Consider the following 22,695-nt stretch of genomic DNA (forward strand, 5'->3'; position numbering starts at 1 on the left):
CTCCGGAGCCGCCATGCGCCCTGCCGTCGCTCTGTTCGCCGCCGTGCTGGGCCTGCTGCCGCTGGCCACCTCCGCCGCACCGGTGCTGACCCCACCGGATGCGGGCATCGACGGCCTGATGCAGGCCTACGATGGCCAGGTACCCGGCGCCGCCGTGCTGGTACTGCACGACGGGCAACCGGTATTCCGCCGCGGCTACGGCCTGGCGGTGGTGGAGGACGGCACCGCAGTCACCCCGGCCAGCAACTTCCGGCTGGCCTCGGTCAGCAAGCAGTTCACCGCTGCGGCGGTACTGCTGCTGGTGGAGGATGGCCGGCTTGGGCTCGACCAGCCGGCCCGGCAGTGGCTGCCCGAGTTGCCGCCGGCTGCAGCGACCATCACGATCCGCCAGCTGCTCTCGCACACCAGCGGCCTGCTCGACTACGAAGACTTGATGGACCCGGCGGACACACGGCAGGTACACGATGCCGATGTGCTGGCCCTGCTGTCGCGCCAGGACCGGCTGAACTTCGCACCGGGCACGCAGTACCGCTACAGCAACAGCGGCTATGCACTGCTGGCAATGATCGTCGGCCGCGCCTCCGGCCAGGATTTCGCCGCCTTCCTGCAGCAGCGCGTCTTCGCGCCGCTGGGCATGGCCCACACCGTGGCCCACCAGGACGGTGTCGATACGGTGCCAGCACGTGCCTATGGCTACAGCTGGATCGACGGTCGCTGGCAACGCACCGACCAGAGCACCACCAGCGCCGTGCTCGGCGATGGCGGCATCTATTCCTCGCTGGACGACCTCGCCCGCTGGGATGCCGCGCTGTATGACGACCGCCTGCTGTCGAAGGCCTCGCGCCGCGCGATGTTCAGCCCGGCCACGTCGACGCCTGAAGCCGACGTGCCGCACTACGGCTTCGGCTGGCGCCTGAACGGGCCGGTGCAATGGCACAGCGGCGAGAGCATCGGTTTCCGCAACGTGATCGTGCGCCACCCGGAGAAGCACCTGACCGTGATCGTGCTGACCAACCGCAACGACCCCGAACCCTATCCGCTGGCGCTGAAGATCGCCCAGCGCTGGCTGGACACCCTGCAATGACCCGCGATGCCGACGCCCTACTGGGCATCCACCACGCCGCACTGATCTGCAGCGACTACGCACGCTCGAAGGACTTCTACGTGCGCATCCTCGGCCTGCGCGTGCTGGCCGAGAACCACCGCAGCGCGCGCGACTCCTGGAAGCTGGACCTGGCCCTGCCCGACGGTGGCCAGCTGGAACTGTTCTCCTTCCCCTCGCCGCCGCCCCGTCCCAGCCGCCCGGAAGCCCAGGGCCTGCGCCACCTCGCGTTCCGCGTCGTCCGGCTGGAACCCTTCATCCAGCGTCTGGCCGCGCATGGCGTGGTATGCGAACCGATCCGCGTGGACGAATACACCGGCCGCCGCTTCACCTTCTTCGCCGACCCCGACGACCTGCCGCTGGAGCTGTACGAAGTCGGTTGAGCGTTCTTCAATCGAGATTCATCCACGCATGGCGTGGATCTACCGTGTCGACCAAGGTCGACACCTACCAACAGCCGCAGAAATCTGTCGGAGGCGGGGCGGTTTTGCCGTTGCCGTTGCCGTTGCCGTTGAGGTTGCCGGCCAGCGGCCGGCACTACCGCGGGTGCAGGGCGCAGCCCTGCAAAGCCCCCCTTCCCCATACCCCGCCGAATGGGTATACAGTCGACCCATGCCGGCAGCGTGCCGGAATGAACCCTGGGAGGGGACCATGCGCAAGACCTTCAAGACCCTGCTGCTGGCACTGCCGCTGTGCCTGGCCGCCCTGTCGGCACAGGCCGCCGACGGCGCCGCCGGCCGCTGGAAGACCATCGACGACAAAACCGGCAAGGTGAAGTCGATCGTCGAGATCAGCCAGGCCGCCAACGGCACGCTGACCGGCAAGGTGGTCGACATCCTGCACTCGGACAAGGGCCCGAACCCGGTCTGCGACGGCTGTGAAGGCGCCAACAAGAACAAGCCGGTGAAGGGCATGACCATTCTCTGGAACCTGAAGGCCGACGGCGCCAACAAGTGGTCCGGCGGCACCATTCTCGACCCGGCCAACGGCAAGACCTACAAGTCGAAGATGGAACTGCAGCCCGGCGGCACCAAGCTGGACGTGTCCGGCTGCATTGCCTTCATCTGCCGCGCGCAGACCTGGCAGCGCGAATAAGCCCCCAGGCCCCGCTTCATCCCCGTGACCCGGCTTCGGCCGGGTCACGTCGTTGCGGGCATGCGATACTCTGCGGTTCCCCTCGGCTTCACCCCGCGACCATGACCCGTACCGCGCTCGTCACCACCGCCCTGCCCTACGCCAACGGCCCGCTGCATCTGGGCCACCTGGTCGGCTACATCCAGGCCGACATCTGGGTGCGTGCGCGGCGAATGAGTGGCGGCAAGGCCTGGTTCGTCTGCGCCGACGACACCCACGGCACGCCGATCATGCTGGCCGCGGAGAAGGCCGGGGTCACCCCGGAAACCTTCATCGCCAACATCCAGGCCAGTCACGAACGTGACTTCGCCGCCTTCGGCGTGGCCTTCGATCACTACGACTCGACCAATTCGGCGGCCAACAAGGCGCTGACCGAGCAGTTCTACCTGAAGCTGGAAGCGGCCGGCCACATCAGCCGCCGCTCGGTGGCGCAGTTCTACGACCCGGCCAAGGGCATGTTCCTGCCCGACCGCTACGTCAAGGGCATCTGCCCGAACTGCGGCAGCCCCGACCAGTACGGCGACAACTGCGAAGTCTGCGGCGCCACCTATGCGCCGACCGACCTGAAGGAGCCGCGTTCGGTCATCTCCGGTGCCACGCCGGAAATGCGCGATTCGGAGCACTTCTTCTTCGAGGTGGGCCACTTCGATGCATTCCTGCGCGAATGGCTGGCCGGCGATGTCGCCCTGCCGGGCGTGAAGGCCAAGCTGGGTGAGTGGCTCAATGCCGAAGGTGGCCTGCGCGCGTGGGACATCTCGCGCGACGCACCGTACTTCGGTTTCCAGATTCCGGGCCAGCCGGGCAAGTACTTCTACGTCTGGCTGGATGCGCCGATCGGCTACCTGTCCAGCTTCCAGACCCTGTGCGGCAAGCTCGGCGAAGACTTCGAAGCGCATCTGCGCGCCGGCACCGCCACCGAGCTGCACCACTTCATCGGCAAGGACATCGTCAACTTCCACGGCCTGTTCTGGCCGGCGGTGCTGCATGGCACCGGCCACCGCGCGCCAACCCGCCTGCACGTCAACGGCTACCTGACCGTAGACGGCGCCAAGATGAGCAAATCGCGCGGCACCTTCGTGATGGCGCGTACGTTCCTCGATGCCGGCCTGGAACCGGAAGCGCTGCGTTATTACTTCGCGGCCAAGTCCGGCGGTGGCGTCGACGATCTCGACCTGAACCTGGGTGACTTCATCGCCCGCGTCAACGCCGACCTGGTCGGCAAGTTCGTCAACCTGGCCAGCCGCTGTGCCGGCTTCATCAGCAAGCGTTTCGACGGCCAGCTGGCCGCACAGCTGCCCGATGCGGCGCAGTACCAGCGCTTCGTCGACGGCTTGGCGCCGATCCGTGAAGCCTACGAGCGCAACGATCCGGCCGCGGCGATCCGCCTGACCATGACCCTGGCCGACGAAGCCAACCGCTACATCGACGACGTCAAGCCGTGGGTGATCGCCAAGCAGGAAGGCGCCGACGCGCAGCTGCAGGCGGTGTGCAGCCAGGGCCTGAACCTGTTCCGCGTGCTGGTCACCGCACTGAAGCCGGTGCTGCCGGCCACCGCCGCACAGGCCGAAGCCTTCCTGGCCGCACCGGTGAACGACTGGACCGAACTGGCGCAGCCGCTGCTGAGCCATCGCATCACCGATTACACCCCGCTGTTCACCCGTATCGACCCGAAGAAGATTGACGCCATGATCGACGCCTCCAAGGACACCCTGCAGCCGGCCGCCGCTGCCGCCCCCGCCGCCAAGACCGACGCCGCCAAGCCGGCCGCACCGGCACCGGCACCGGCCAAGGACGAAGCCAAGGGTGCCGATGCTCCGGCCTACATCGGCATCGACGATTTCGCCAAGCTCGACCTGCGCATCGGCAAGGTGCTGGTCTGCGAGTTCGTGGAAGGTTCTGACAAGCTGCTGCGCTTCGAACTGGACGCCGGCGAGCTGGGCAAGCGCCAGATCTTCTCCGGCATCCGCGCCAGCTACGGCGAGCCGGAGAAGCTGGTCGGCCGCAGTGTGGTGTTCATCGCCAACCTGGCCCCGCGCAAGATGCGCTTCGGCCTGAGCGAAGGCATGATCCTGTCGGCCGGTTTCGACGGCGGCGCGCTGGCGCTGCTGGACGCCGACAGCGGCGCGCAGCCGGGCATGCCGGTCCGCTGATGCCCGCAGCGGGCGTGGTTGCGGCCACGCCCGCCGGCAGCACCGGTCACCGGAGGCAACGCGATGGGAGGCAACGGAATGGAACTGGCGCTGTTCGACTTCGACCACACCGTGACCACCTGCGATACCTATGGCCGTTTCCTGCGCCGCGTGGCCACGGCCGAACAGCTGGCACAGGCGTGGTGGAAGGTCGGCCCGTGGCTGGCCGCGTACAAGCTGAAGCTGATCTCGGCCGAGCGCATCCGCGCGCGCGTCACCCGTTTGACCTTCAGCGACCGCCACAGCGATGACATCGCCACGCTGGCAGCCGGCTTCTCGCGTGAGTTCCTGCCCGACGTGGTGCGCCCGGAAATGCTGGAGCAGATCCGCTGGCACAAGGAACAGCAGCACACCGTGGTGATCGTGTCCGGCTCGCTGGACCTGTACCTGCGGCCGTGGTGCGAACAGCTGGACCTGCAGTTGATCTGCAACCGGCTGGAGAGCCAGGACGGCCGTCTCACAGGTCGCTATGCCGGTGGCGACTGCGGCCCGCGCAAGGTCGAGCACATCCGCCGCCAGTTCGATCTGTCACGCTACGTGCGCATCCATGCCTACGGTGACAGTTCCGAGGACAAGCCGATGCTGGCGCTGGCCCACGAGCGCTGGTTCCGTGGCAAACCCTTGAAGTAACCCCAACGCGCAGCCTTCGCCACGCATGAGCCTGATTCCTCCCCTGACCGAACGCCTCGACCGCCTGCTGCCGCAGACCCAATGCGGGCAATGCGGCTACGACGGCTGCCGCCCGTACGCGCAGGCCATGGCGCGCGGCGAGGCAGGCGTGGACCGCTGCCCGCCGGGCGGCGACGCTGGCGCGCGCGCACTGGCGCAGGTACTGGACGTACCCGCCATTCCGTTTGATCGTTCGCGCGGCGAGCACAAGGCGCCGCAGGTGGCATTGATCGTGGAAGCCGACTGCATCGGCTGCACCAAGTGCATCCAGGCCTGCCCGGTGGATGCCATCGTCGGTGGCGCCAAGTACATGCACACGGTCATTGCCGATCTGTGCACCGGTTGCGAGCTGTGCATTCCACCGTGCCCGGTGGACTGCATCGAGCTGGTGCCAACATAGCCACCAACCGGCAGTGGAGCGGCGGGGTAGAGTCGACTGTTTGTCGACTGCTCTTCGTTCCGGCGGCGCAAAACCCCGCGCTGCGCGCGATAGTCGACTAACCGTCGACTCTACCCTCCGCTGGTGGGACCTGACCTTGCCTGCCGTTACGGTACCGCCGCCGTCACTACGATCTCGACCTTCCAGTCAGCGTGGGCCAGCTTGGCCTCGACCGTGGCACGCGCCGGGGTCGCACCCTCGACCACCCACTCATCCCACGCCTTGTTCATGCCGTCGAAGTCAGCCATGTCGGCCAGGAACACCTCGGCGCGCAGCACGTGCTGGCGGTCACTGGCGACCAACGCCAGCAGCTTGTCGATTTCTGCCAGCACCTGCCGGGTCTGGCCGGTGATGTCCTGGCTGGTGTCTTCCGGAATCTGGCCGGAGAGATAGGCGACCTTGTTGTATACGGTCATTTCGGACATGCGCGGTCCGACGTCGTAACGCTCCATCATGGGCGTGGCTCCTGCGGTTGATCAGGCCTGCATTGTCCTCCAAACCGGTCGACGGTGGGTGCACGGGCATCCTCCGCGACACGTCACTACCGGACTCGGACGGTCCCACTGGTCAAATGACGATGACAGGCGCACGATGCGCCACGCCCGCGTTGACACCGCCCTCGCCCCTCCTGCCGCACCCTTGCGCCGATGACCGCCCCCGTCGATTCCACCACTGCCTCTTCCACGCCAACCTGGAAGCGGGTTGCCACCATCGTCATCCCCCTGCTGATCCTCGCCCTGGCCCTGCACGGCCTGGCCAACGAGTTCGACGAGCACGGCTATCGCGCCATCCGCCAGGCGTTCCGGCAGCTCAGCGGCACGCAGATCGCGCTCACCGTGGTACTCGGCCTGGCCAGTTACGCCTGCCTGATCGGTTTCGATGCCATCGGCCTGCGTCGCAGCGGCATCCGCGTGCACCCCGCGCGCGTCGGCATCACCGCCTTCCTTGCGCACACGCTGGGCCAGACCGTGGGTTTTGCCGCGTTGACCGGCGGCGCGGTGCGCCTGCGTGGCTACCGCAGCGCCGGCCTGGACCTGGCGCAGATCGGCCAGGTGGTGCTGATGAGCACGCTCGGCTTCGTGTTCGGTGCATGGCTGCTGATCAGTGTGGCGCTGTGCATGGAACCGGCTGCCGCAGCCTTGGCGCTGCCGCTGGATCCCAATGCGGTACGTATCGTCGGCATCGTCGCGTTGCTCGCCTACCTCGCCACGGTGCTGCTGGTCGGCCGCGATGGACGGCAGTTCAGCGTATTCGGTCATGCGTTGTGGCTGCCCGACCGCCGCACCATGATCGGTGTCACCGTGCTCAGCGTGATCGAACTGGTGCTGGCCAGTGCCGCGTTCTACGTGCTGCTGCCGGACTCCACGCCGACCGGCCTGCCGGGCTTCGTCGGCCTGTACCTGGTGGCAGTGCTGGCCGGCTTGGTCTCGACGGTTCCCGCGGGCCTGGGCGTATTCGAATGGAGCCTGTTGAAGCTGTTGCCACAGGTGGCACCGGCTGCGGTGCTGGCGGCTGCACTGATCTACCGCGTCACCTACTACGTACTGCCGCTGGTGCTGGCCACGCTCCTCGCGCTCGCGCCGGCACTGCGTCAGCCGCTGCAGGCCAGTGCCGGCGCAACCCGCGCCGGCTGGAACGCGCTGCGCCCGTGGCTGCCGCAGATCATCGCGCTGGCGGTGTTCAGCATCGGCGCCGCGCTGGTCATCGACGGCACGCTGCCGACGCCGCGCCGTCACCTGGTCAATGCCTCGCTGCCGATCCTGGAAACATCCCATCTGATCGGCAGCCTCAGCGGCGTTGCACTGCTGCTGATCGGCCAGGGCCTGGCCCGGCGCAGCCATGCGGCGTGGATGCTGGCGATGGCAGTGTGCGTGATCACCCCGCTGCCGCTGTGGCTGCGTGGTGGCCAGCTGTTGATCGCGGTCTCGGCAGTGCTGGTGGCGATGGCACTGTGGGCCGCACGCCGCGAGTTCTACCGCCAGGGTGCCCTGCTGGACGAAGCCTGGTCGTGGCCGTGGCTGCGCAATCTCGGCCTGGTGCTGGTGGCGGTCACCTGGCTGCTGTTCTTCACCTACAGTCATGTCGAATACCAGAACGAGCTGTGGTGGCAGTTCGCGGTGTCGGGCAATGCACCGCGCGCACTGCGTGCGTTGCTGGTGGTGGCCATCGCGCTGGTGATGTTCGGCCTGGCGCGGCTGCTGCACAGCACGCGCAGCCCGCTGCCAGCCGCCGACGAGGCCACGCTGCAATCACTGGCGCCGGTACTGGCCGGTGCCACCGATACCCAGGCCTGCCTGGTACTGACCGCCGACAAGGCGGTGCTGCGCGATGACGCGAAACAGGGCTTCGTGATGATGCAGCGCTACGGCGGTTCGCTGATCGCGATGGGCGATCCGGTCGGCCCGCCTGACGTGGCGCGTGCGTTGATCTGGCGCTTCCGCGAGGAAGCCGACCGGCTGGGCCTGCGCCCGGTGTTCTACCAGGTGGGCGAGACCTACTGGCAGACCTACCTCGACCTGGGCCTGGGCCTGGTCAAGCTGGGCGAGGAAGCGATGGTGCCGCTGCACGACTTCGGCCTGGAAGGCCGCGAACGCGCCGATCTGCGCCAGGCCTGGAACCGGGGCAAGCGCGGTGGCCTGACCTTCCGCGTGGCACCGGTGGAGGAAATTCCCAGCCTGCTGCCGCGCCTGCACGCAATTTCCAATGCATGGCTGGAAGACAAGGCCGGCGATGAGAAGGGCTTCTCGCTGGGCAGCTACGACCCGGATTACCTGGTGCGCTTCCCGGTGGCGCTGGTAGAGGCCGAGGGCCAGATCGTGGCGTTCGCCAACCTGTGGCAGGCACCGGCCGGCGCCGAGCTGTCGGTCGACCTGATGCGCCACGTCAACGAAGCACCGAAGGGCACGATGGACTTCCTCTTCATCGAACTGTTCCTGTGGGGCCGCGCGCAGGGCTATGCGCGTTTCTCGCTGGGCATGGCACCGTTGTCCGGGCTGGCACAGCATCGGCTGGCCGGTCGCTGGAACCGACTGGCCGGCCTGCTGGCGCGGCACGGCGAACGCTTCTACGGATTCAGTGGCCTGCGCCGCTTCAAATCGAAGTTCGATCCGCAGTGGCGGCCGCGCTATCTCGCCGCGCCCGGCGGCATGCATCTGCCGGCCGCGCTGCTGGATGCCACGCGCCTGATCTCGCTGGATCCGCGGCGGAATTGAAGCCGCGATCCGCCGGGCATGGCCCGGCGCTACCTGCCACCCGGTAGGTGTCGACCTTAGTCGACACGCTCATTCCACGGCACCTTCAGCCCCGGCGCCGACCAAGGTCGACGTCTACCAACAGCCGTCGAGCGTGGCTCGACGCTACATGCGCCTAGTAAGTGTCGACCTTGGTCGACACGCTCATCCCGCGGTGCCTTCAGCCCCGGCGCCGGCCAAGGTCGGCGTCTACCAACAGCCGTCGAGCGTGGCTCGACGCTACATGCGCCTGGTAGGTGTCGACCTTGGTCGACACGCTCATCCCGCGGTGCCTTCAGCCCCGGCGCCGACCAAGGTCGGCGTCTACCAACAGCCGTCGAGCGTGGCTCGACGCTACATGCGCCGGGTAGGTGTCGACCTTGGTCGACACGCTCATCCCGCGGCGCCTTCAGCCCCAGCGCCGACCAAGGTCGGCGTCTACCAACAGCCGTCGAGCGTGGCTCGACGCTACATGCGCCGGGTAGGTGTCGACCTTGGTCGACACGCTCATCCCGCGGCGCCTTCAGCCCCAGCGCCGACCAAGGTCGGCGTCTACCAACAGCCGTCGAGCATGGCCCGGCGCTACCTGCCACCCGGTTGGTGTCGACCTTGGTCGACACGCTCATCCCGCGGCGCCTTCAGCCCCAGCGCCGACCAAGGTCGGCGTCTACCAACAGCTGTCGAGCGTGGCTCGACGCTACATGCCACCCGGTAGGTGTCGACCTTGGTCGACACGCTCATCCCGCGGCGCCTTCAGCCCCGGCGCCGGCCAAGGTCAGCGTCTACCAACAGCCGTCGAGCGTGGCTCGACGCTACATGCGCCTGGTAGGTGTCGACCTTGGTCGACACGCTCATCCCGCGGCGCCTTCAGCCCCAGCGCCGACCAAGGTCGGCGTCTACCAACAGCCGTCGAGCGTGGCTCGACGCTACATGCGCCTGGTAGGTGTCGACCTTGGTCGACACGCTCATCCCGCGGTGCCTTCAGCCCCGGCGCCGACCAAGATCGGCGTCTACCAAACGCTACACCCCGCCCTTCAGGATCACTTCGGCGAGGCGGTCGTAATCGCCACCGAAATGGTGATCGCCCGGCAGCTTCACCTTCCTCACGCCGTCATTGGCCGGCAGATCCGGGCACAGCGCGTCCTCATCCTTGTCGCCGTACACGCACAGCGTTTTTTCCGCCGGCAGCCTGGCCACTTCCGGTGCGATCGGCAGGCCGTCGCCGCCACCGCCCAGCCAGTTGCTGACATGGAATTCGAAGTCGGCCTTCCTGCCCACCGACAGCAGCACGATGCGCTCCAGCGCCTCACGGGTGCCAGCGTCGAGCTGGTTGATGGTGGCCGGCAGCACGTCGGCGCCCTGCGAGAAACCGATCAACATCACCTTGTCGCGGTGCCATTGCTGGCGGTAGTGGTCGATGATCTTCTGCAGGTCGCCCGCAAAGCCCTTCGGTGTGCGCTCGCTCCAGAAGTAGCGCAGCGAATCGATGCCGACGACCGCCACGCCATGCTCGTTGAGTGACGACGCCACGTTCTTGTCCAGGCCAGCCCAGCCACCGTCACCGGAGACGAACACCGCCAGCGTATCGCCGCTGCCGGTCGCCGGCATTTCCACCACGGGCAGGCCCTTCAGTGCAGCAGGCGGCGGTGCCAGGCTGACGCCGGCCTGCGCGCCGATCACCCGTGCCGCAGCCACCAGGCCCGGTGACGCATCACCGCGCGCGGTGCGCTTGAACTCGCGTGCCATCGCGACCTGCTGCACGAACGCGCTGGCCTGGCCGACCTTGCAGCCGCGGTCACCGGCCGCGCTCAACCACGGAAAATTCAGTTCGGCCGGCTGCAGCCTGTCGTGCTTCACACCATCGCCGCAGACCATGCGCTGGTGGTTGTGGTCCGGGCAGAAGCCGGTGGTCAGTACACCGGCGAACACCTGGGTATCGGCCTGCGCTGCCAGCGAATAGGCCATCTCGGCACCTTCGCCATCACCGCCGACCAGCGGCAGGTGGTAGCCGGGCAGATGCAGCGAGGCCTGCAGCCAACGTGAGAAATTCTCGACGTCACCGGAACCGAACGAACAGGTCGGGTCCCCCTCGCGCTTGAGCACACCGCGCAGGTGCGCAATGTCCACTGCCGCGACCAGCGCGCCATCGGCACGCAGGGCCTCGATCGGCAGACGGCTGGTGTCACCACCGGCCGTGGGTTCGTGGAACCAGATCACCACCCGTTGCGGCGTGCCGGATGGCATGTGCACCGGAATCTGCTCGAACCGCCCATGGCTGAACTGCTGCGGGGTCACGGCCGCCGTTGCCGGCAGCGCGGCCAGCGCCAGTACCACCCCCATTGCCCTGCCCAGCCCTGCACGCTTCATATCTCATCCCCGATGGAATGCGCACACGATACGCCGCCGCCGCGTGCACGGCACGTACCGGCGCAGGCCGTTGGGGATTCAGTGGGCCGCGGCCCGACGGCTGCGACGGTACAGCGCCATCGCCAGATACAGCAGCCAGCCAACGATCACCGCGATCACCACTTTCTGTCCCAGCCCACGCGGTGGTCCACCACGCCACAGCACATGCAGCCACAGCAGCACAAAGGCCAGCCATGCCCAGCCCCAGAGCAGGCCCGCAGCGGACTGCCAACCCGGTTCGCGGCGCAGATACCAGGCCTGCAGCAGCATGCCGACGCTGGCACACAGGAACGCCGTGTTGGCTGCCAGCCCATGGATGAACGGCGCCAGCAGCGGTGTTGCTTCAGGCAGCCAGCTGTCGCCGATGGCGACCGTCGCCAGGCCCAGCGCGGAAACCGTGAACAGCAATGGTGCGGCCGCACTGCGCCGCGGGCCGATGCTGCCTCGATACAGCGCAATGCCAAGCGCCGCAATGGCCAGCGCCAGCAGGCAGTAGGCAGCGCGCAATGCCAGCCCCCACGGCCCGTGCAGGTACAGGCTCAAGGTCGCCCGCACCCAGTCCAGATCACTGCGCGCGACCTGGGTCCACAGCGCGGTGGCCACGAACAGCACCAGTGCCACCAGCGCCAGCACCGCCGCCGGGCGTGCACGACTCATGGTGCGGCCTCTGGATGCCGCGTCTTCCACTCGGCCAGCGCCTTGCGGTAGCGCTGCAGCTCATCGGAATACAGGTCCAGCACACACAGTGGGCAACCACTGCCGCAGCACTCGTTGGGGCCGGGTTCTTCCGGTGGCAGCGGGCGGGGATCGGGATCAGGGACGGACACGGTCGGAAACGGCAATCATTGGAAACAGGTCACCAGTGTACCGGGCCGGCTCAAACGCCCAGCTGACGTCGCAGGTTGTCACGGGCGGCCGCGTCCAGGCGCTGGTGGAAGAACTCGCTGAGGAAGATCCGCGGAGCGCGCAGCAGGCCCTGCAGGAAGCGGCGACGGCCGGCACGGTACAGGAAGCCCGGCACCACCCCTTTGTATTCTTCGGCCACGCCACGGTCATAGGCAGCGAACACCGGTTCCGGCGCGGCCAGGATCGCCATGTCGCAGTCCAGGAACAGCGCCGCCTCGGCATCCACATCCTCCGGACCAAGCGCGCCGTGGCGGGCGGTCAGCAGGATCAATTGCTCCACGCGAGCGGCGTCGACAGTGGCAAGCTCTGGCGCCTGTGCGATCGCCTGCAGAGCCAGCTGCGCCGAACGCGCCTCGTTGTCCTTGCGCCCCGCCTGGTAGATCGCATCGTGATAGAGCACGGCCAGATAGATCTCGGCCGGCTGCTTCCAGCCGGGGCCGTCGGCGACCTCCTGGCAGTGCTGCAGCACCGCGCGCACATGGCCGAAGTGGTGGTAGGCCCGTGGCGGCGTTGCATAGCTGTCCTGCAGCGCCTGCCACTGCGCCGGGGCAAGCGTCAGCGGTGAGAAGTCCATGACCGGATCATCCCGCCTGCGCCGGCGCCGGGCAAGCTGGCGGTTTTTTCACCACGCACTCACAACGCTTGCCGGGCGGGGCCCGGAGCCAGTTGTCCACAGCTTTGTCGAGCGCTGGTCCACACCGGTTGTGGATGAACGCGGCGCCGACCAACGGTCGCTGCAGCCGGACATCCATGGGCATACACTCGCCACAGGCGGGAGCGCCCGCCGCTGCCGGGAACCGTCATGTACCGTTCTGCCGCCCATTGCCTCACTCTTTCGCTGCTGGCCTTCTGTGCTCCTGCCTTCGGCGCAGGCCAGGCACCGCCCGCCGATGTGGTGACGACCCCGACCATCACCGTGTCGGCCGCACGTGTGCCGACCCCGGAAGAAGTGTTCGCCATTCCCGCGGACCTGCGCGCGATGCTCCAGAAGCAGGTGATCCAGCGCAGCTACTCCCGCGACCAGCGGCTGCAGGCGCTCGTGGAGATGATCTTCGACCAGCACGGGCTGGACCTGCAGTACGACGCCAATGCGACCTACACCGTCAGCGATATCTGGCAGCACCGCCGCGCCAACTGCCTGGCCTTCACCCTGCTGTTCGTGACGCTTGCGCGGGAGGCTGGCATCCAGGCCCGCGTGCAGGAAGTCGGGCAGGTGGTGTCCTGGTACCAGGACCAGGACGCGGGCGTGGTCTACAGCGTCGGCCACGTCAACGCCGGTGTCGACGTCGGTGGGCGTTTCGGTACCGTCGATCTGGACCGCAATGTGCTCTATGACCGCCGCGGCCCGGTTCCCGTCAGCCGTGCGCGGGCGTTGGCGCACTTCTACAACAACCGGGGTGCGGAGCGCCTCGCCGACGGTGATTTCGTCGGCGCGCGTGCATTCTTCGACGCGTCCCTGGCTCAGGACAGCGGGTTCGCTCCGGTGTGGAACAACCTTGGCGTGCTCGACCACCGCGAAGGCAACAACGAGGCGGCGCGGCAGGCGCTGGACCGATCGCTGCAGCTGGAGGGCCGCCAGGATGCCGCACTGACCAATGCCTCCGCACTGTTCCGCAGCCTGGGCTTGACCGCGCAGGCACAGTCACTTGAGCGCCGGTTGAAGTCGGTGCAGCGCGAAGACCCGTTCGCGCAGTACATGTTCGGCGCCAAGGCCGAACGTGCCGGCCAGCTGGACCAGGCGATCCGCTATTACCGGCAGGCCGTGCGCCTGTATGACACCGCGCATCAGTTCCACTTCGGGCTGGCACGCGTCTATTTCCTGGCTGGCCAGCTCAAGCGCGCCGATCGCGAACTGCTGCGTGCGCAGGAACTGGGGGGCGCGCCGGAGCAGGCGCGCTACCAGGCCAAACTGGACAGCCTGGCCCGCTGGCGCGCGCAGCAGCAGGCCAAGCGCTGAAGGTGATCAGGCCTTCTTGAGGAAGCAGGTCTTCAGGACCAGGCCCTTGATCTTGTCCGAGTTGCCTTCGATGTGCTCGGCGTCATCCTCGACCAGGCGGATGTTGCGGATCACGGTGCCCTGCTTGAGCGGGATCGAGGAGCCCTTGACCTTCAGGTCCTTGATCACGGTGACGGTGTCGCCGGCCTGCAGGGTGTTGCCGTTGCTGTCACGCACGACCAGGGTGGAACCGGCGCTTTCCTCGGCGGTCCATTCGAAACCGCAGTCGGCGCAGATCCACAGCGCACCATCGGCGTAGGTGTTTTCCAGGGTGCACTGCGGGCAGGCGGGGGCAGAAGACATCAGCAAGTACCTCAAAGTGAATCAACAGCCGCCATTGTAACCGCCTGGCTCGCTGCCCTTTTCCGGCCGGCGCCCGGCGGCTCGCATGACCCGATCCGGAACCCCCATCCAGAACAGAAGGCCGCAGGAACTTGCAGTCGGCGACGAACTGCAGCAGAGTGCGCGGCCCCTGATCGCCCCCGGAACTCCCCATGCGCCTCGGCATCGACTTCGGTACCAGCAACTCCGCCGCCGCCATCGTGCATGAGGGGAAACTGCTGCCGATCCGCTTCGGCGACGCCGAGCAGTTCCGTACCAGCGTGTACTTCCCTGGCGTGGTGCCCGACCCGGACGACTTCCAGCTCGACGCCGGCCAGGAACACGAGCTGCAGCAGATGATCGACAGCGCCGCGCGCGCGGCCCGCGCCGCCGGCCAGGAACGCACGCCGCAGGCGCTGCGCCGCGAAGCCCTGCGCGCACTGCGCCGGGAATGGATGGAAGCCCGCGCCGGCAAGGAGCGCAGCGCCAGCGACCTGCTGCAGAACGCGGTCTACGGCGACGACGCGCTGGAAGCCTATTTCGAGGAACACGAAGGCAACCTGGTGCAGAGCCCGAAGTCGATGCTGGGCTACAACCTGCACCCGCGCGCGAAGCAGACCATCACCGGCATCGCCGCGCACATCCTCGAGCACATCCGCCTGACCGCCAGCGCCCAGCTTGGCCAGCCGCTGCGTGCCGCCCTGCTCGGCCGCCCGGTGCAGTTCCGCAGCTCGATCGGCGCGGCCGGCAACGATCAGGCACTGGACATCCTGCGCGAAGCCGCCACCCAGGCCGGTTTCGACCAGATCGATTTCCTCGAGGAACCGGCCGCGGCGGCCATGCATTACCACGCCGAAAGCCGCGAGCGGCACCAGGCGGTGATCGTTGACATCGGCGGCGGTACCACCGATATCGCCCACGCCGAGGTTGGTGGCGATGCTGCGCCGCGCATCCACCGCGCCTGGGGTATCGCCCGTGGCGGTACCGACATCGATCTGGCGCTGAGCCTGTCCAGCTACATGCCGCTGTTCGGCCGCGGCATCACCCGCGTGCCCGCCCACCACTACGTGGAAGCCGCCACCGTGCAGGACATGACGCGCCAGCGCGACTTCCGCCAGCACAAATACGACCATGTCGACGAACCGTGGGGCGCTCGCCTGCAGGCCCTGCAGGACACCGGCAACACCGCCCGCCTGTACCGCGATGTCGAACGCGCCAAGATTGCCCTCAGCGCCGCCAGCGAACACCGCAGCACGCTGGACTACATCGCCCGCGACCTGCATGCCGACAGCAGCGCCGACGGCCTGGCCGCCGCCGCCCATGGCTACCTGGAGCAGATCCGCGAACTGCTGGCCCAGGTCCGCAGCGACATCGGCGGCGACCCGGACGCGGTGTTCCTGACCGGTGGCATGTCCCGTGCCGGCTACCTGCGCCAGGCCGTGGCCGAGGCCTTCCCGGGGGCCCGCATGGTCCACGGCGAGCCCTCGCTGGGCGTGGTCCAGGGCCTTGCGCTGGCGGCAGCCAGCCAGGATTAACAAAACGTTACGCGGTCTAAGTTACTCTTGGTCGGCTAGAACCACGCTGCACCTTCCGCCGGCCACGCCGGTGTGTGTCCACAGTGCAGCCTGGCCCGCCCCGCGGGCCTAGCGGCCATGCCTTCCTGGCTCGTTCATGGTCCGCGCAGCACCTGAGCCGCCATCGAGACCCGCTTTGGGCACCCGCCAGGCCCCTGTGGCCTTACAACCTGACGCAGCACCTGCACCCATCGACTGCCGCCGTTGTGACGCGGTCTGTTGCCGGCTGCCCGTGCTGCTGCAGCCCGGCGACCACGTGCCCGGCCAGTTCCTGTCACGCGACACCCACGGCCGTGCCGTGATGGCGCGCAACGAGGAAGGCTGGTGCGCGGCGATCGATCCCTATCACCTGCGCTGCACGATCTATTCGCAGCGCCCGGCGATCTGCCGCCAGTTTTCGATGGGCGGCGATGACTGCCGCCGCGAGCGGCAGGACTACCTGCGCCAGGCCGATGCCTGGGCGCTTTCCTCCCCTTCCACCTGACAGGAGCAACCATGCCCCGCAAGGCAAAGACCCCCGCGAAGGCCAGCAACAGCATCCGCAGCGAACGCAAGGGCGCGGCCGCCAGCACTGTGGTCAGCAGCGATTCGATCGCTTCGGACCTGGCAGCGTTCCGCAAGGCCGGTGGCAAGATCGAAGTCCTCGGCACCACCTGGGCGCTGAAGAAAGCCAGCTGACCCAGTATCGACCGCGGCGGCGCTGCCGCCGCGGCCTGCCGGATCGCGTTCAGCGGTCCAGGCGTACCCGCACACTGCCCGAATGCGACTGGATGCGGATGTCACCATCACCGCCGCCCAGACGCGTATCGAGGTGGCTGCCCGGCCCATAGCGCGGCCGCTCCACCTGCCCGGCATCGCTGTTGATCGATCCGCTGAAGCTGTTCACCGACAGCTGTGCCGACACCGTGCGCGGCAGGCTCAGCGTGACCGAGGCACTGACCGATTCGACGTTGATGCGGCCGCCGGGAGCCAACCCGGCCGCTGCCAGATCGATGCTGCCCGAGACGGTCTCCACCGCCAGCCGCTGCACGCGCCCGGCATCCACCTCGACCCGGCCGGACACCGTCTGCGCACCGATATCACCGGACACGCCGCCGCCGGCCTCGATCCGGCCACTGACCGTGTTCACGTCCAGCTTCGGCGTCTGCAGGCGTGCGCTGACGCTGCCACTGACCGTGTTGAGCTTGCTGTCGCCACTGCGGCCAGCCGCGCTCAGGCTGCCGCTGACCGTGTCGGCCTGCAGCCGTCGCACATCGATGCCACTGATGTCCTGGCTGGCGCTGACCGTGCTCAGCAGCAGCTCCACCGAGCGCGGCACGTTCAGTACCAGCGTCGCGCCACCATTGCTGCTGCGGCGCGGGTATTCGATCTCCCAGCGCACACGGTTGGCACTTTTCTCCTGACGCAGCTGCAGGCCGTCGCTGAGCGTGCCGGTGAGCTGCACGTCATTGCGGTCCCAGCCACGCACGGTCACCTTGCCGGCCACATTGCTCAGCTCGATGCGACCGCCCGCGGCCAGGGTGTGGCGCTCGTCGATGCGGGTGTCGGCCAGCGCCACGGCAGGGGCCAGCAGCAGCGCGACACAGCAGGAAATCAGGGTTCGGGTCATGGGGGTCTCCTCAGGTCGTCAAGCCGGACTCGGCGGCATAGGCCGCCTGCCGGGTCAGTTCCAGCCGCAGCGCGTAGGTGCGCTTGAGCTGGCCAAGCAGGTGCGGCGCACGTGGGTCCTGCGCCAAGGCGGCACGGATCTGCGCTGCGCTTTCATCCAGTTCGTGCAGCGCCGGCTGCCATTCCGGCGCCCGTCCATCGGGCAGCGAAGCGACGGCCTGCTGGTACTGCTCGGTCATCGCCGCCGCCTGCAGCTGCAGCGCTGAAGGTACCGGCACCTCCGGCTGCGCATGCCGCCACGGTGCCACCGCGTAGAGCGCCAGGCTGGCCGCCAACGCCGCACCGACCGGCAGCCACCAGCGACGCCGCGAGCGCGCTGGCAGGGCCACCACGTTGTCGCCCGGCGCAGGTGCCGCCTGCGGTTCACGCGGCGGCAGCTGCGCCGACAGGCGTGCCCAGCCATCGGTGGGTACGCCGCGTTCGGTCGGCAGCGCGCGCAGCCGGGCCAGCAGATCGTGGTCGGAATCGTGGTCGTGTGTACTCATGTCATGTCTCCCAGCCGTGCGCGCAACAGGCCGCGCGCACGATGCAACTGTGCCTTGGAACTGCCGACGGCCATCTGCAGCTGTTCGGCGATTTCCTGGTGTTTCCAGCCTTCGATGTCGTGCAGTACCAGTACCGCACGTGCCCGTGGCGGCAGTGTCGACAGTGCCCGTTCGAGGTCGCGTTCGGTGCCGGCGCAACGATCGTGCACTGCCAGCTCCTGCAACCCTCCGTCCACTTCGTCGAGGCTGTCGTGATCCTGCCCGCCCGCACGTCCGCGCAGCTCCATCAGTGCCGCGTTGACGCCCAGCCGGTGCAGCCAGGTCGACAGGCTGCTCTCGAAACGGAAGCCCGGCAGCGCCTTCCACGCCTGCAGGAACGCTTCCTGCAGCGCGTCCTCGGCGCGTGCCTGCTGGCCGCCACACAGCCGCCACAGCACAGCGAATACACGGGGCGCGTGGCGCCGGTACAGCAGTTCGTAGGCAGCGGTGTCACCGGCGGCCGCCGCCCGCACCAGGGCGGGTTCATCGACGGCGTCGTTGGCGGCAGGCGGCGCGGGCATGGTGGTGTCGAGCATATCGCTTGGATGCGGCGACCCGGGAAAAGGTTTAGAGCCGATCGATGATCGATGGCATGCAACCTTTTGGGTGGCTGCTGCATCCATGAAAGGTCCTTCGCGAAATTGCCGTCCAGGAGTCCTGCCATGTCCAGCCCATCCTGCGCCGCCCTGCTGGTGATCACCGCCTGTGTCCTGCTGCAGGCGCTGGGCCTGTCACTGCAGCTGCGTCCCGACAATGGCCGCGCCTGCCTGCAGCAGCACCGCCAGGAACTGGTGTGCGTGGCCTGGAACCCGGCGGTCGAATCCCCCGCACGCGCCGGGTAACATCAGGGGCCGTTCCCGCCGCCTGTTTTCGCCCCATGATGTTGTCGCTGAAGGATCACCTGCCCGCCTGGACCCACCCGTGGTTGAACTACGCCGGCGTCGCGCTGCAGATCGTACTGGTGCTGCTGGTCGCATGGCTCCTGCGCGTGCTCGCCCGTCGCCTGATCCGCCGCTTCGCCGAGCACTACACGCTGCCGCCGGAAATGGTGATGGGCGCGCGCCGGATCACCAGTTTCGTGGTCTATTTCAGTGCCCTGCTGTACATCCTCAGCCTGCTCGGCGCGAAGCCGTCGGTGCTGTGGACCGCGTTCACCGGCTTTGCAGCCGTGGGCGCGGTGGCCTTCTTCGCGGCGTGGAGCGTGCTGTCCAACATCTTCTGCACGCTGCTGATCTTCACCACCCGCCCGTTCCGCCTGCACGACTACATCGAGGTGCTGGAAAACGGCGAGAAGCCGGGCCTGAAGGGCCGGGTGATCGACGTGAACCTGATCTACACCACGCTGCAGGAAACCGGCGACGGCCACGAGGGCACGGTGCTGCAGCTGCCGAACAACCTGTTCTTCCAGCGCACGGTGCGCCGCTGGCGCGACCCGGCGCAGGCCCCCGGCGGCATCCAGGGCGACGGCTGAGGGTGGTTTTCGGCAGGGCTGCGCCCTGCACCTGCTACGAGCGGGAGCAACAGCACCAGCAACAGCCGGCATTTCGTGGGTTGGCGGTGTGGATCCGGTTGAGGGGGACGCTGCAAGTCCCCCCTCCGGGGCCCGGCCCAGCCGCTGGCGGCTGTGCGTTCGGGCGCTTGCGAAGCAGTGCTTCGCAAGCAAAGCGCCCTCACCCATGTAAGCTCGGTCGCCGCTTGCTCGTGTGCGCGTTCCTGCGCACACGGCAAGACCGGGGTTGGGCGTCCTGCCCAACCCGCCCGAGGCATGCCTCGGGCCCATGCGGCTCACGCCCCCTCAACCGGACCCACACCGCCTTCGACAGATTTCCGCGAGCTGTCGGAACGACGCATTGCCCTGGTGGGTGTCGACCTGGGTCGACACGGTAGATCCACGCCATGCGTGGATGACTCATTCGATATCTGACAGATGTGTCGACCAAAGTCGACGCCTACCAACAGCCGCGGAAATCTGTCAGAGGCGGGACGGTGTGGGTAGGCAGGACCGTTGGCGCCATGGATGGCGCCATCGAGCCCCCATGGAAGGGTTTACGGCGTGTCCTGCCTACCCACACCGTCCCGCCTACCTGCGGAATGCCCGCTTTTGACGTTGAAGTTGCCTTGGCTTGAAGGCTTCGGCAGGTGCAGGGCGGCAAGCCCTGCCGAACAACCTTTACCTCAACTGGCTGTCCTTGCTGCCGCGCCGGTTGTAGCCGGCATGCGCCTGCGCTTCGTCATCATGCGCCTGCTGGCACGCCACGCACAGCCGTACCCCGGGCACGGCCTGGCGCCGCGCCAACGGGATCGGCGCGTCGCATTCCTCACAATGTTCCAGACCAGGCCCCTCGCGCAGCTGGCGCCGCGCGCGGGCGATCGCATCGTCGACGGTGGCGTCGATCTGGTCTTGGACCGCGCCGTCTCCCGCCCAACCGGTGGCCATGGCCATCCTCCGCAGGTGTGTCGCCTGATATGGGGACGATACACCGCGCAGCAAACGGTAGCGCCGAGCCATGACCGGCAGGCCTTCAGCAAGCTGAGCAGAAGGCAGACGGGCCGGATCAGGCCATTTGCGACTTAATCCCCTCCGTCCCCTTTTTGGCTTACCAGACCAGGTCGTCCGGCACCTGGAACTGCGCGTAGTAGGCGTCGTCCTCGGCATTGCCGGTGGAGATCTCGGCGGTCGAGCCCGGCTGGCCGTGGTCGACGATGATCGCCTCCGGGGCGCGTTCACGCACTTTTTCGGCAGCGGCGCGCGGCAGCAGGGCGTAGCCCTCGCCGTGGGCAACGATGACCAGCACGCCCACCGACAGCGCCTTGCGCAGCTTGGGGTCGATCAGCAGGGTGCGGATCGCCGCGCCATCGCTGAAGCGGTACTCGTCGTCGCCCTTGTGAGGCACGGCATGGGCCGTGATGATCTGCCGGGCCTGGGCCTTCTGTTCAGCCTGCCTGGCCTGGGCATTGCGCTCGGCGGCCAATGCGCGGTCGCGCTCGACCTTCTCGGCGCGGGCCCGTTCAGCCTCGCGCTGGACCTCGCCCGAGGTCGATTCGGCCTTGCCCTGCCGGGCCTTGGCCTGCGCGCTCGCGGCAGCGCTGGCCTGCGACTTCTTGGCCAGGCCGGCCTTGAGCAATTGTTCCTGCAGCGCGTTGGGCTTTGCCATGGTCGATGCGTACCGCGTGTAATCTTGGATGCCCCATTCTACCGACGCCCCGCCGCCCCTGCATGGCAGTCCTGAAGTACCTCACCGGCTATCCCGAACCCCTGGTCGCCCAGGTCAGTGAACTACTGGCGCAGGGCAAGCTCGGCCCCTGGCTGCAGCAGCGCTATCCCGATCCGCACGAGGTGCGCAGCGACCGCCAGCTGTACGACTACACGCAGGAGCTGAAGGACCGCTACCTGCGCAAGTCGGTGCCGCTCAACAAGGTCTGCTACGACAACACGCTGGAAGTGATCAAGCATGCGCTGGGCACCCATACCGCCATCTCCCGCGTGCACGGCGGCCGCCTCAGGGCCAGCCGCGAGATCCGCATCGCCACCGTGTTCCGCCAGGCACCAGCGGCGTTCCTGCGCATGATCGTGGTGCATGAACTGGCCCACCTGAAGGAAGCCGATCACAACAAGGCCTTCTACCAGCTGTGCCAGCACATGGAGCCGGAGTACCTGCAGCTGGAGTTCGATACCCGCCTGTACCTGACCGAGCTGGCCAACCGCGGCCAGCGCTGACCGGCCGCAGCGGCTACACTGCGCGCCCCCTGCCTGACCTTTCCGCCATGGAACCGATCCGTCTCGACAAACGCCTGTCCGCCCTGCTCGGCATCCCGCGCGGTGAAGCGCGGCGCTACATCGAAGGCGGCTGGGTCAGCGTCAATGGCGAGGTGGTAGAGCAGCCGCAGCGCCCGGTCGATGACAGCGCGGTGATCGTCGTGGCCGAGCAGGCCAGTGATGAAAAGGCTGAGCGGGTCAGCATGCTGCTGCACAAGCCGGCAGGCGTTGCCGCTGAAACCCTGTGCGCGCTGGTCAGCAGTGACAGCCGCAGCGAACTTGATGCCAGCGACATCCGTCCGCTTCAGCGTCACTTCCACGGCCTGCAGCTGGCCGCCTCGCTTCCGGCCAGCGACAGCGGCCTGGTGGTGGTCAGCCAGGACCCGGCCACGCTGGCCCATCTGCAGCGCAATCTGGGCCGCACCGAACAGGAATACCTGATCGAAGTGGCCGAAGGCGGTCCCGAGCGCGGCCCGTGGCTGATGGCGCGGCTGCAGCAGGAATCGGGCGGCGCCAAGGTCAGCTGGCAGAGCGAGCAGCGCCTGCGCTTCGCCGGCAAGGGCCTGACGGCCAAGGGCCTGCGCGTGGCGGTCACCGCTGCCGGCCTGCAGGTCGCGGCCGTGCGTCGGCTGCGGATTGGCCGCGTGGCACTGGGACCGCTGCCTGCGGGGCAGTGGCGTTATCTGGGCAGCGACGAGCGCTTCTGACCGCGAAATCCCTGCCATCCACGCATGGCGTGGATCTACTGCAGCGGGTCTATTGGCTTTCATCCACGCACGG

26 protein-coding genes are annotated in these 22,695 nt (G+C 67.8%); 15 read left to right on the top strand and 11 right to left on the bottom strand.

Features of this window, described 5'->3' with window-relative positions:
* Positions 1-13: 13 nt before the first annotated feature.
* The 6 genes from ACZK4Z_RS16285 to rnfB all read left to right on the top strand — a co-directional run bounded on the left by ACZK4Z_RS16285 (position 14) and on the right by rnfB (position 5,494).
* Entirely contained in the window at positions 14-1,084 is a 1,071-nt protein-coding gene (locus tag ACZK4Z_RS16285; RefSeq protein WP_197616006.1) for a serine hydrolase domain-containing protein, read from the top strand.
* Entirely contained in the window at positions 1,081-1,485 is a 405-nt protein-coding gene (gene gloA2 / locus ACZK4Z_RS16290; RefSeq protein ID WP_197616005.1) for an SMU1112c/YaeR family gloxylase I-like metalloprotein, read from the top strand. Before ACZK4Z_RS16285 ends, gloA2 begins: the two co-directional genes overlap by 4 nt.
* A 268-nt stretch (positions 1,486-1,753) precedes the next feature.
* Positions 1,754-2,197, top strand: coding sequence for a DUF2147 domain-containing protein (locus ACZK4Z_RS16295; protein ID WP_071228702.1), 444 nt, complete (start codon positions 1,754-1,756; stop codon positions 2,195-2,197).
* 101 nt (positions 2,198-2,298) lie between these two features.
* Positions 2,299-4,386, top strand: a complete 2,088-nt coding sequence (gene metG, locus ACZK4Z_RS16300) for a methionine--tRNA ligase (RefSeq protein WP_293799413.1) — start codon at positions 2,299-2,301, stop codon at positions 4,384-4,386.
* Between the two features lie 78 nt (positions 4,387-4,464).
* Complete coding sequence (locus ACZK4Z_RS16305) at positions 4,465-5,055, top strand: HAD family hydrolase (protein ID WP_125893997.1); 591 nt, start codon at positions 4,465-4,467, stop codon at positions 5,053-5,055.
* 25 nt (positions 5,056-5,080) lie between these two features.
* Positions 5,081-5,494, top strand: coding sequence for an Rnf electron transport complex subunit RnfB (rnfB, locus tag ACZK4Z_RS16310; protein WP_080291848.1), 414 nt, complete (start codon positions 5,081-5,083; stop codon positions 5,492-5,494).
* A 146-nt stretch (positions 5,495-5,640) separates the two neighbouring features.
* Here rnfB and ACZK4Z_RS16315 read toward each other — a convergent pair whose 3' ends face one another.
* Positions 5,641-5,988 carry a RidA family protein gene (locus ACZK4Z_RS16315; RefSeq protein ID WP_005410556.1) on the bottom strand — a complete coding sequence of 116 codons (348 nt, stop codon included), beginning with the start codon at positions 5,986-5,988 and terminating at the stop codon, positions 5,641-5,643.
* A 192-nt stretch (positions 5,989-6,180) separates the two neighbouring features.
* Here ACZK4Z_RS16315 and mprF point away from each other — a divergent pair, with 192 nt between their 5' ends.
* Positions 6,181-8,745 carry a bifunctional lysylphosphatidylglycerol flippase/synthetase MprF gene (mprF, locus tag ACZK4Z_RS16320; protein ID WP_125893956.1) on the top strand — a complete coding sequence of 855 codons (2,565 nt, stop codon included), beginning with the start codon at positions 6,181-6,183 and terminating at the stop codon, positions 8,743-8,745.
* Between the two features lie 1,038 nt (positions 8,746-9,783).
* Here mprF and ACZK4Z_RS16325 read toward each other — a convergent pair.
* From ACZK4Z_RS16325 to ACZK4Z_RS16340, 4 genes are all read right to left on the bottom strand, one after another.
* Entirely contained in the window at positions 9,784-11,130 is a 1,347-nt protein-coding gene (locus ACZK4Z_RS16325) for a virulence factor family protein (RefSeq protein WP_053092114.1), read from the bottom strand.
* A 78-nt stretch (positions 11,131-11,208) separates the two neighbouring features.
* On the bottom strand, positions 11,209-11,826 hold the full coding sequence (locus tag ACZK4Z_RS16330) for a DUF998 domain-containing protein (RefSeq protein ID WP_032130397.1): 618 nt from the start codon (positions 11,824-11,826) through the stop codon (positions 11,209-11,211).
* The gene (locus ACZK4Z_RS16335) at positions 11,823-11,996 is read right to left on the bottom strand and encodes an oxidoreductase-like domain-containing protein (protein ID WP_049398321.1); all 174 of its coding nucleotides are present in this window, start codon (positions 11,994-11,996) and stop codon (positions 11,823-11,825) included. The genes ACZK4Z_RS16330 and ACZK4Z_RS16335 overlap by 4 nt, the downstream gene beginning before the upstream one ends.
* A 50-nt stretch (positions 11,997-12,046) precedes the next feature.
* A complete protein-coding gene (locus ACZK4Z_RS16340; protein ID WP_125893954.1) occupies positions 12,047-12,649 on the bottom strand; it encodes an HD domain-containing protein in 603 nt (200 codons plus the stop codon).
* 228 nt (positions 12,650-12,877) lie between these two features.
* On the opposite strand from ACZK4Z_RS16340, the gene ACZK4Z_RS16345 reads away from it, so the two are divergent.
* On the top strand, positions 12,878-14,032 hold the full coding sequence (locus ACZK4Z_RS16345) for a tetratricopeptide repeat protein (RefSeq protein WP_032129363.1): 1,155 nt from the start codon (positions 12,878-12,880) through the stop codon (positions 14,030-14,032).
* Positions 14,033-14,038: 6 nt separating this feature from the next.
* Here the strand turns inward: ACZK4Z_RS16345 and ACZK4Z_RS16350 are convergent, their stop codons facing one another.
* A complete protein-coding gene (locus ACZK4Z_RS16350) occupies positions 14,039-14,374 on the bottom strand; it encodes a zinc ribbon domain-containing protein YjdM (RefSeq protein ID WP_010482882.1) in 336 nt (111 codons plus the stop codon).
* A gap of 191 nt (positions 14,375-14,565) precedes the next feature.
* On the opposite strand from ACZK4Z_RS16350, the gene ACZK4Z_RS16355 reads away from it, so the two are divergent.
* The 3 genes from ACZK4Z_RS16355 to ACZK4Z_RS16365 all read left to right on the top strand — a co-directional run bounded on the left by ACZK4Z_RS16355 (position 14,566) and on the right by ACZK4Z_RS16365 (position 16,644).
* Positions 14,566-15,927 carry an Hsp70 family protein gene (locus ACZK4Z_RS16355; protein ID WP_032129362.1) on the top strand — a complete coding sequence of 454 codons (1,362 nt, stop codon included), beginning with the start codon at positions 14,566-14,568 and terminating at the stop codon, positions 15,925-15,927.
* A 271-nt stretch (positions 15,928-16,198) separates the two neighbouring features.
* On the top strand, positions 16,199-16,450 hold the full coding sequence (locus ACZK4Z_RS16360) for a YkgJ family cysteine cluster protein (RefSeq protein WP_005410565.1): 252 nt from the start codon (positions 16,199-16,201) through the stop codon (positions 16,448-16,450).
* A gap of 11 nt (positions 16,451-16,461) precedes the next feature.
* Positions 16,462-16,644 carry a hypothetical protein gene (locus ACZK4Z_RS16365; protein ID WP_005410566.1) on the top strand — a complete coding sequence of 61 codons (183 nt, stop codon included), beginning with the start codon at positions 16,462-16,464 and terminating at the stop codon, positions 16,642-16,644.
* Positions 16,645-16,693: 49 nt separating this feature from the next.
* On the opposite strand, the gene ACZK4Z_RS16370 is transcribed toward ACZK4Z_RS16365, so the two are convergent.
* From ACZK4Z_RS16370 to ACZK4Z_RS16380, 3 genes are read right to left on the bottom strand one after another with little or no spacing between them, the layout of a single operon-like run.
* A complete protein-coding gene (locus ACZK4Z_RS16370; RefSeq protein ID WP_032129361.1) occupies positions 16,694-17,575 on the bottom strand; it encodes a DUF4097 family beta strand repeat-containing protein in 882 nt (293 codons plus the stop codon).
* Positions 17,576-17,585: 10 nt separating this feature from the next.
* Positions 17,586-18,119, bottom strand: coding sequence for a hypothetical protein (locus ACZK4Z_RS16375; RefSeq protein ID WP_032129360.1), 534 nt, complete (start codon positions 18,117-18,119; stop codon positions 17,586-17,588).
* A complete protein-coding gene (locus ACZK4Z_RS16380; RefSeq protein WP_032129359.1) occupies positions 18,116-18,694 on the bottom strand; it encodes an RNA polymerase sigma factor in 579 nt (192 codons plus the stop codon). Before ACZK4Z_RS16380 ends, ACZK4Z_RS16375 begins: the two co-directional genes overlap by 4 nt.
* Positions 18,695-18,820: 126 nt before the next feature.
* Here ACZK4Z_RS16380 and ACZK4Z_RS16385 point away from each other — a divergent pair, with 126 nt between their 5' ends.
* Both ACZK4Z_RS16385 and ACZK4Z_RS16390 read left to right on the top strand, forming a co-directional pair.
* A complete protein-coding gene (locus tag ACZK4Z_RS16385; protein WP_049398314.1) occupies positions 18,821-19,000 on the top strand; it encodes a hypothetical protein in 180 nt (59 codons plus the stop codon).
* A 35-nt stretch (positions 19,001-19,035) separates the two neighbouring features.
* The gene (locus ACZK4Z_RS16390) at positions 19,036-19,629 is read left to right on the top strand and encodes a mechanosensitive ion channel family protein (RefSeq protein WP_080291803.1); all 594 of its coding nucleotides are present in this window, start codon (positions 19,036-19,038) and stop codon (positions 19,627-19,629) included.
* A 699-nt stretch (positions 19,630-20,328) separates the two neighbouring features.
* Here the strand turns inward: ACZK4Z_RS16390 and ACZK4Z_RS16395 are convergent.
* Together ACZK4Z_RS16395 and ACZK4Z_RS16400 are read right to left on the bottom strand one after the other, a co-directional pair.
* On the bottom strand, positions 20,329-20,595 hold the full coding sequence (locus ACZK4Z_RS16395) for a DksA/TraR family C4-type zinc finger protein (protein ID WP_032129365.1): 267 nt from the start codon (positions 20,593-20,595) through the stop codon (positions 20,329-20,331).
* A gap of 160 nt (positions 20,596-20,755) precedes the next feature.
* Positions 20,756-21,313 (bottom strand): DUF2058 domain-containing protein, encoded by a 558-nt coding sequence (locus tag ACZK4Z_RS16400; RefSeq protein WP_293799312.1) that lies wholly within the window; start codon positions 21,311-21,313, stop codon positions 20,756-20,758.
* A 62-nt stretch (positions 21,314-21,375) separates the two neighbouring features.
* Here ACZK4Z_RS16400 and ACZK4Z_RS16405 point away from each other — a divergent pair, with 62 nt between their 5' ends.
* Together ACZK4Z_RS16405 and ACZK4Z_RS16410 are read left to right on the top strand one after the other, a co-directional pair.
* On the top strand, positions 21,376-21,876 hold the full coding sequence (locus ACZK4Z_RS16405; RefSeq protein ID WP_049421271.1) for a M48 family metallopeptidase: 501 nt from the start codon (positions 21,376-21,378) through the stop codon (positions 21,874-21,876).
* A gap of 47 nt (positions 21,877-21,923) precedes the next feature.
* Complete coding sequence (locus ACZK4Z_RS16410; protein ID WP_032129355.1) at positions 21,924-22,622, top strand: RNA pseudouridine synthase; 699 nt, start codon at positions 21,924-21,926, stop codon at positions 22,620-22,622.
* Positions 22,623-22,695: the final 73 nt, after the last annotated feature.

It is taken from the genome of Stenotrophomonas sp. 71799_Sma (genome assembly GCF_056482505.1).

What these genes read in the sequence shown, in the direction of transcription:
- ACZK4Z_RS16340 (WP_125893954.1), bottom strand. Translation starts at nt 12,649, where the DNA reads ATGGACTTCTCACCGCTGACGCTTGCCCCGGCGCAGTGGCAGGCGCTG.
- ACZK4Z_RS16350 (WP_010482882.1), bottom strand. Translation starts at nt 14,374, where the DNA reads ATGTCTTCTGCCCCCGCCTGCCCGCAGTGCACCCTGGAAAACACCTAC.
- ACZK4Z_RS16305 (WP_125893997.1), top strand. Translation starts at nt 4,465, where the DNA reads ATGGAACTGGCGCTGTTCGACTTCGACCACACCGTGACCACCTGCGAT.
- ACZK4Z_RS16380 (WP_032129359.1), bottom strand. Translation starts at nt 18,694, where the DNA reads ATGCTCGACACCACCATGCCCGCGCCGCCTGCCGCCAACGACGCCGTC.
- ACZK4Z_RS16330 (WP_032130397.1), bottom strand. Translation starts at nt 11,826, where the DNA reads ATGAGTCGTGCACGCCCGGCGGCGGTGCTGGCGCTGGTGGCACTGGTG.
- rnfB (WP_080291848.1), top strand. Translation starts at nt 5,081, where the DNA reads ATGAGCCTGATTCCTCCCCTGACCGAACGCCTCGACCGCCTGCTGCCG.
- ACZK4Z_RS16385 (WP_049398314.1), top strand. Translation starts at nt 18,821, where the DNA reads ATGTCCAGCCCATCCTGCGCCGCCCTGCTGGTGATCACCGCCTGTGTC.
- gloA2 (WP_197616005.1), top strand. Translation starts at nt 1,081, where the DNA reads ATGACCCGCGATGCCGACGCCCTACTGGGCATCCACCACGCCGCACTG.
- ACZK4Z_RS16325 (WP_053092114.1), bottom strand. Translation starts at nt 11,130, where the DNA reads ATGAAGCGTGCAGGGCTGGGCAGGGCAATGGGGGTGGTACTGGCGCTG.
- ACZK4Z_RS16400 (WP_293799312.1), bottom strand. Translation starts at nt 21,313, where the DNA reads ATGGCAAAGCCCAACGCGCTGCAGGAACAATTGCTCAAGGCCGGCCTG.
- ACZK4Z_RS16370 (WP_032129361.1), bottom strand. Translation starts at nt 17,575, where the DNA reads ATGACCCGAACCCTGATTTCCTGCTGTGTCGCGCTGCTGCTGGCCCCT.
- ACZK4Z_RS16345 (WP_032129363.1), top strand. Translation starts at nt 12,878, where the DNA reads ATGTACCGTTCTGCCGCCCATTGCCTCACTCTTTCGCTGCTGGCCTTC.
- ACZK4Z_RS16285 (WP_197616006.1), top strand. Translation starts at nt 14, where the DNA reads ATGCGCCCTGCCGTCGCTCTGTTCGCCGCCGTGCTGGGCCTGCTGCCG.
- ACZK4Z_RS16315 (WP_005410556.1), bottom strand. Translation starts at nt 5,988, where the DNA reads ATGATGGAGCGTTACGACGTCGGACCGCGCATGTCCGAAATGACCGTA.
- mprF (WP_125893956.1), top strand. Translation starts at nt 6,181, where the DNA reads ATGACCGCCCCCGTCGATTCCACCACTGCCTCTTCCACGCCAACCTGG.
- ACZK4Z_RS16355 (WP_032129362.1), top strand. Translation starts at nt 14,566, where the DNA reads ATGCGCCTCGGCATCGACTTCGGTACCAGCAACTCCGCCGCCGCCATC.
- ACZK4Z_RS16395 (WP_032129365.1), bottom strand. Translation starts at nt 20,595, where the DNA reads ATGGCCACCGGTTGGGCGGGAGACGGCGCGGTCCAAGACCAGATCGAC.
- ACZK4Z_RS16390 (WP_080291803.1), top strand. Translation starts at nt 19,036, where the DNA reads ATGATGTTGTCGCTGAAGGATCACCTGCCCGCCTGGACCCACCCGTGG.
- metG (WP_293799413.1), top strand. Translation starts at nt 2,299, where the DNA reads ATGACCCGTACCGCGCTCGTCACCACCGCCCTGCCCTACGCCAACGGC.
- ACZK4Z_RS16410 (WP_032129355.1), top strand. Translation starts at nt 21,924, where the DNA reads ATGGAACCGATCCGTCTCGACAAACGCCTGTCCGCCCTGCTCGGCATC.
- ACZK4Z_RS16295 (WP_071228702.1), top strand. Translation starts at nt 1,754, where the DNA reads ATGCGCAAGACCTTCAAGACCCTGCTGCTGGCACTGCCGCTGTGCCTG.
- ACZK4Z_RS16405 (WP_049421271.1), top strand. Translation starts at nt 21,376, where the DNA reads ATGGCAGTCCTGAAGTACCTCACCGGCTATCCCGAACCCCTGGTCGCC.
- ACZK4Z_RS16375 (WP_032129360.1), bottom strand. Translation starts at nt 18,119, where the DNA reads ATGAGTACACACGACCACGATTCCGACCACGATCTGCTGGCCCGGCTG.
- ACZK4Z_RS16365 (WP_005410566.1), top strand. Translation starts at nt 16,462, where the DNA reads ATGCCCCGCAAGGCAAAGACCCCCGCGAAGGCCAGCAACAGCATCCGC.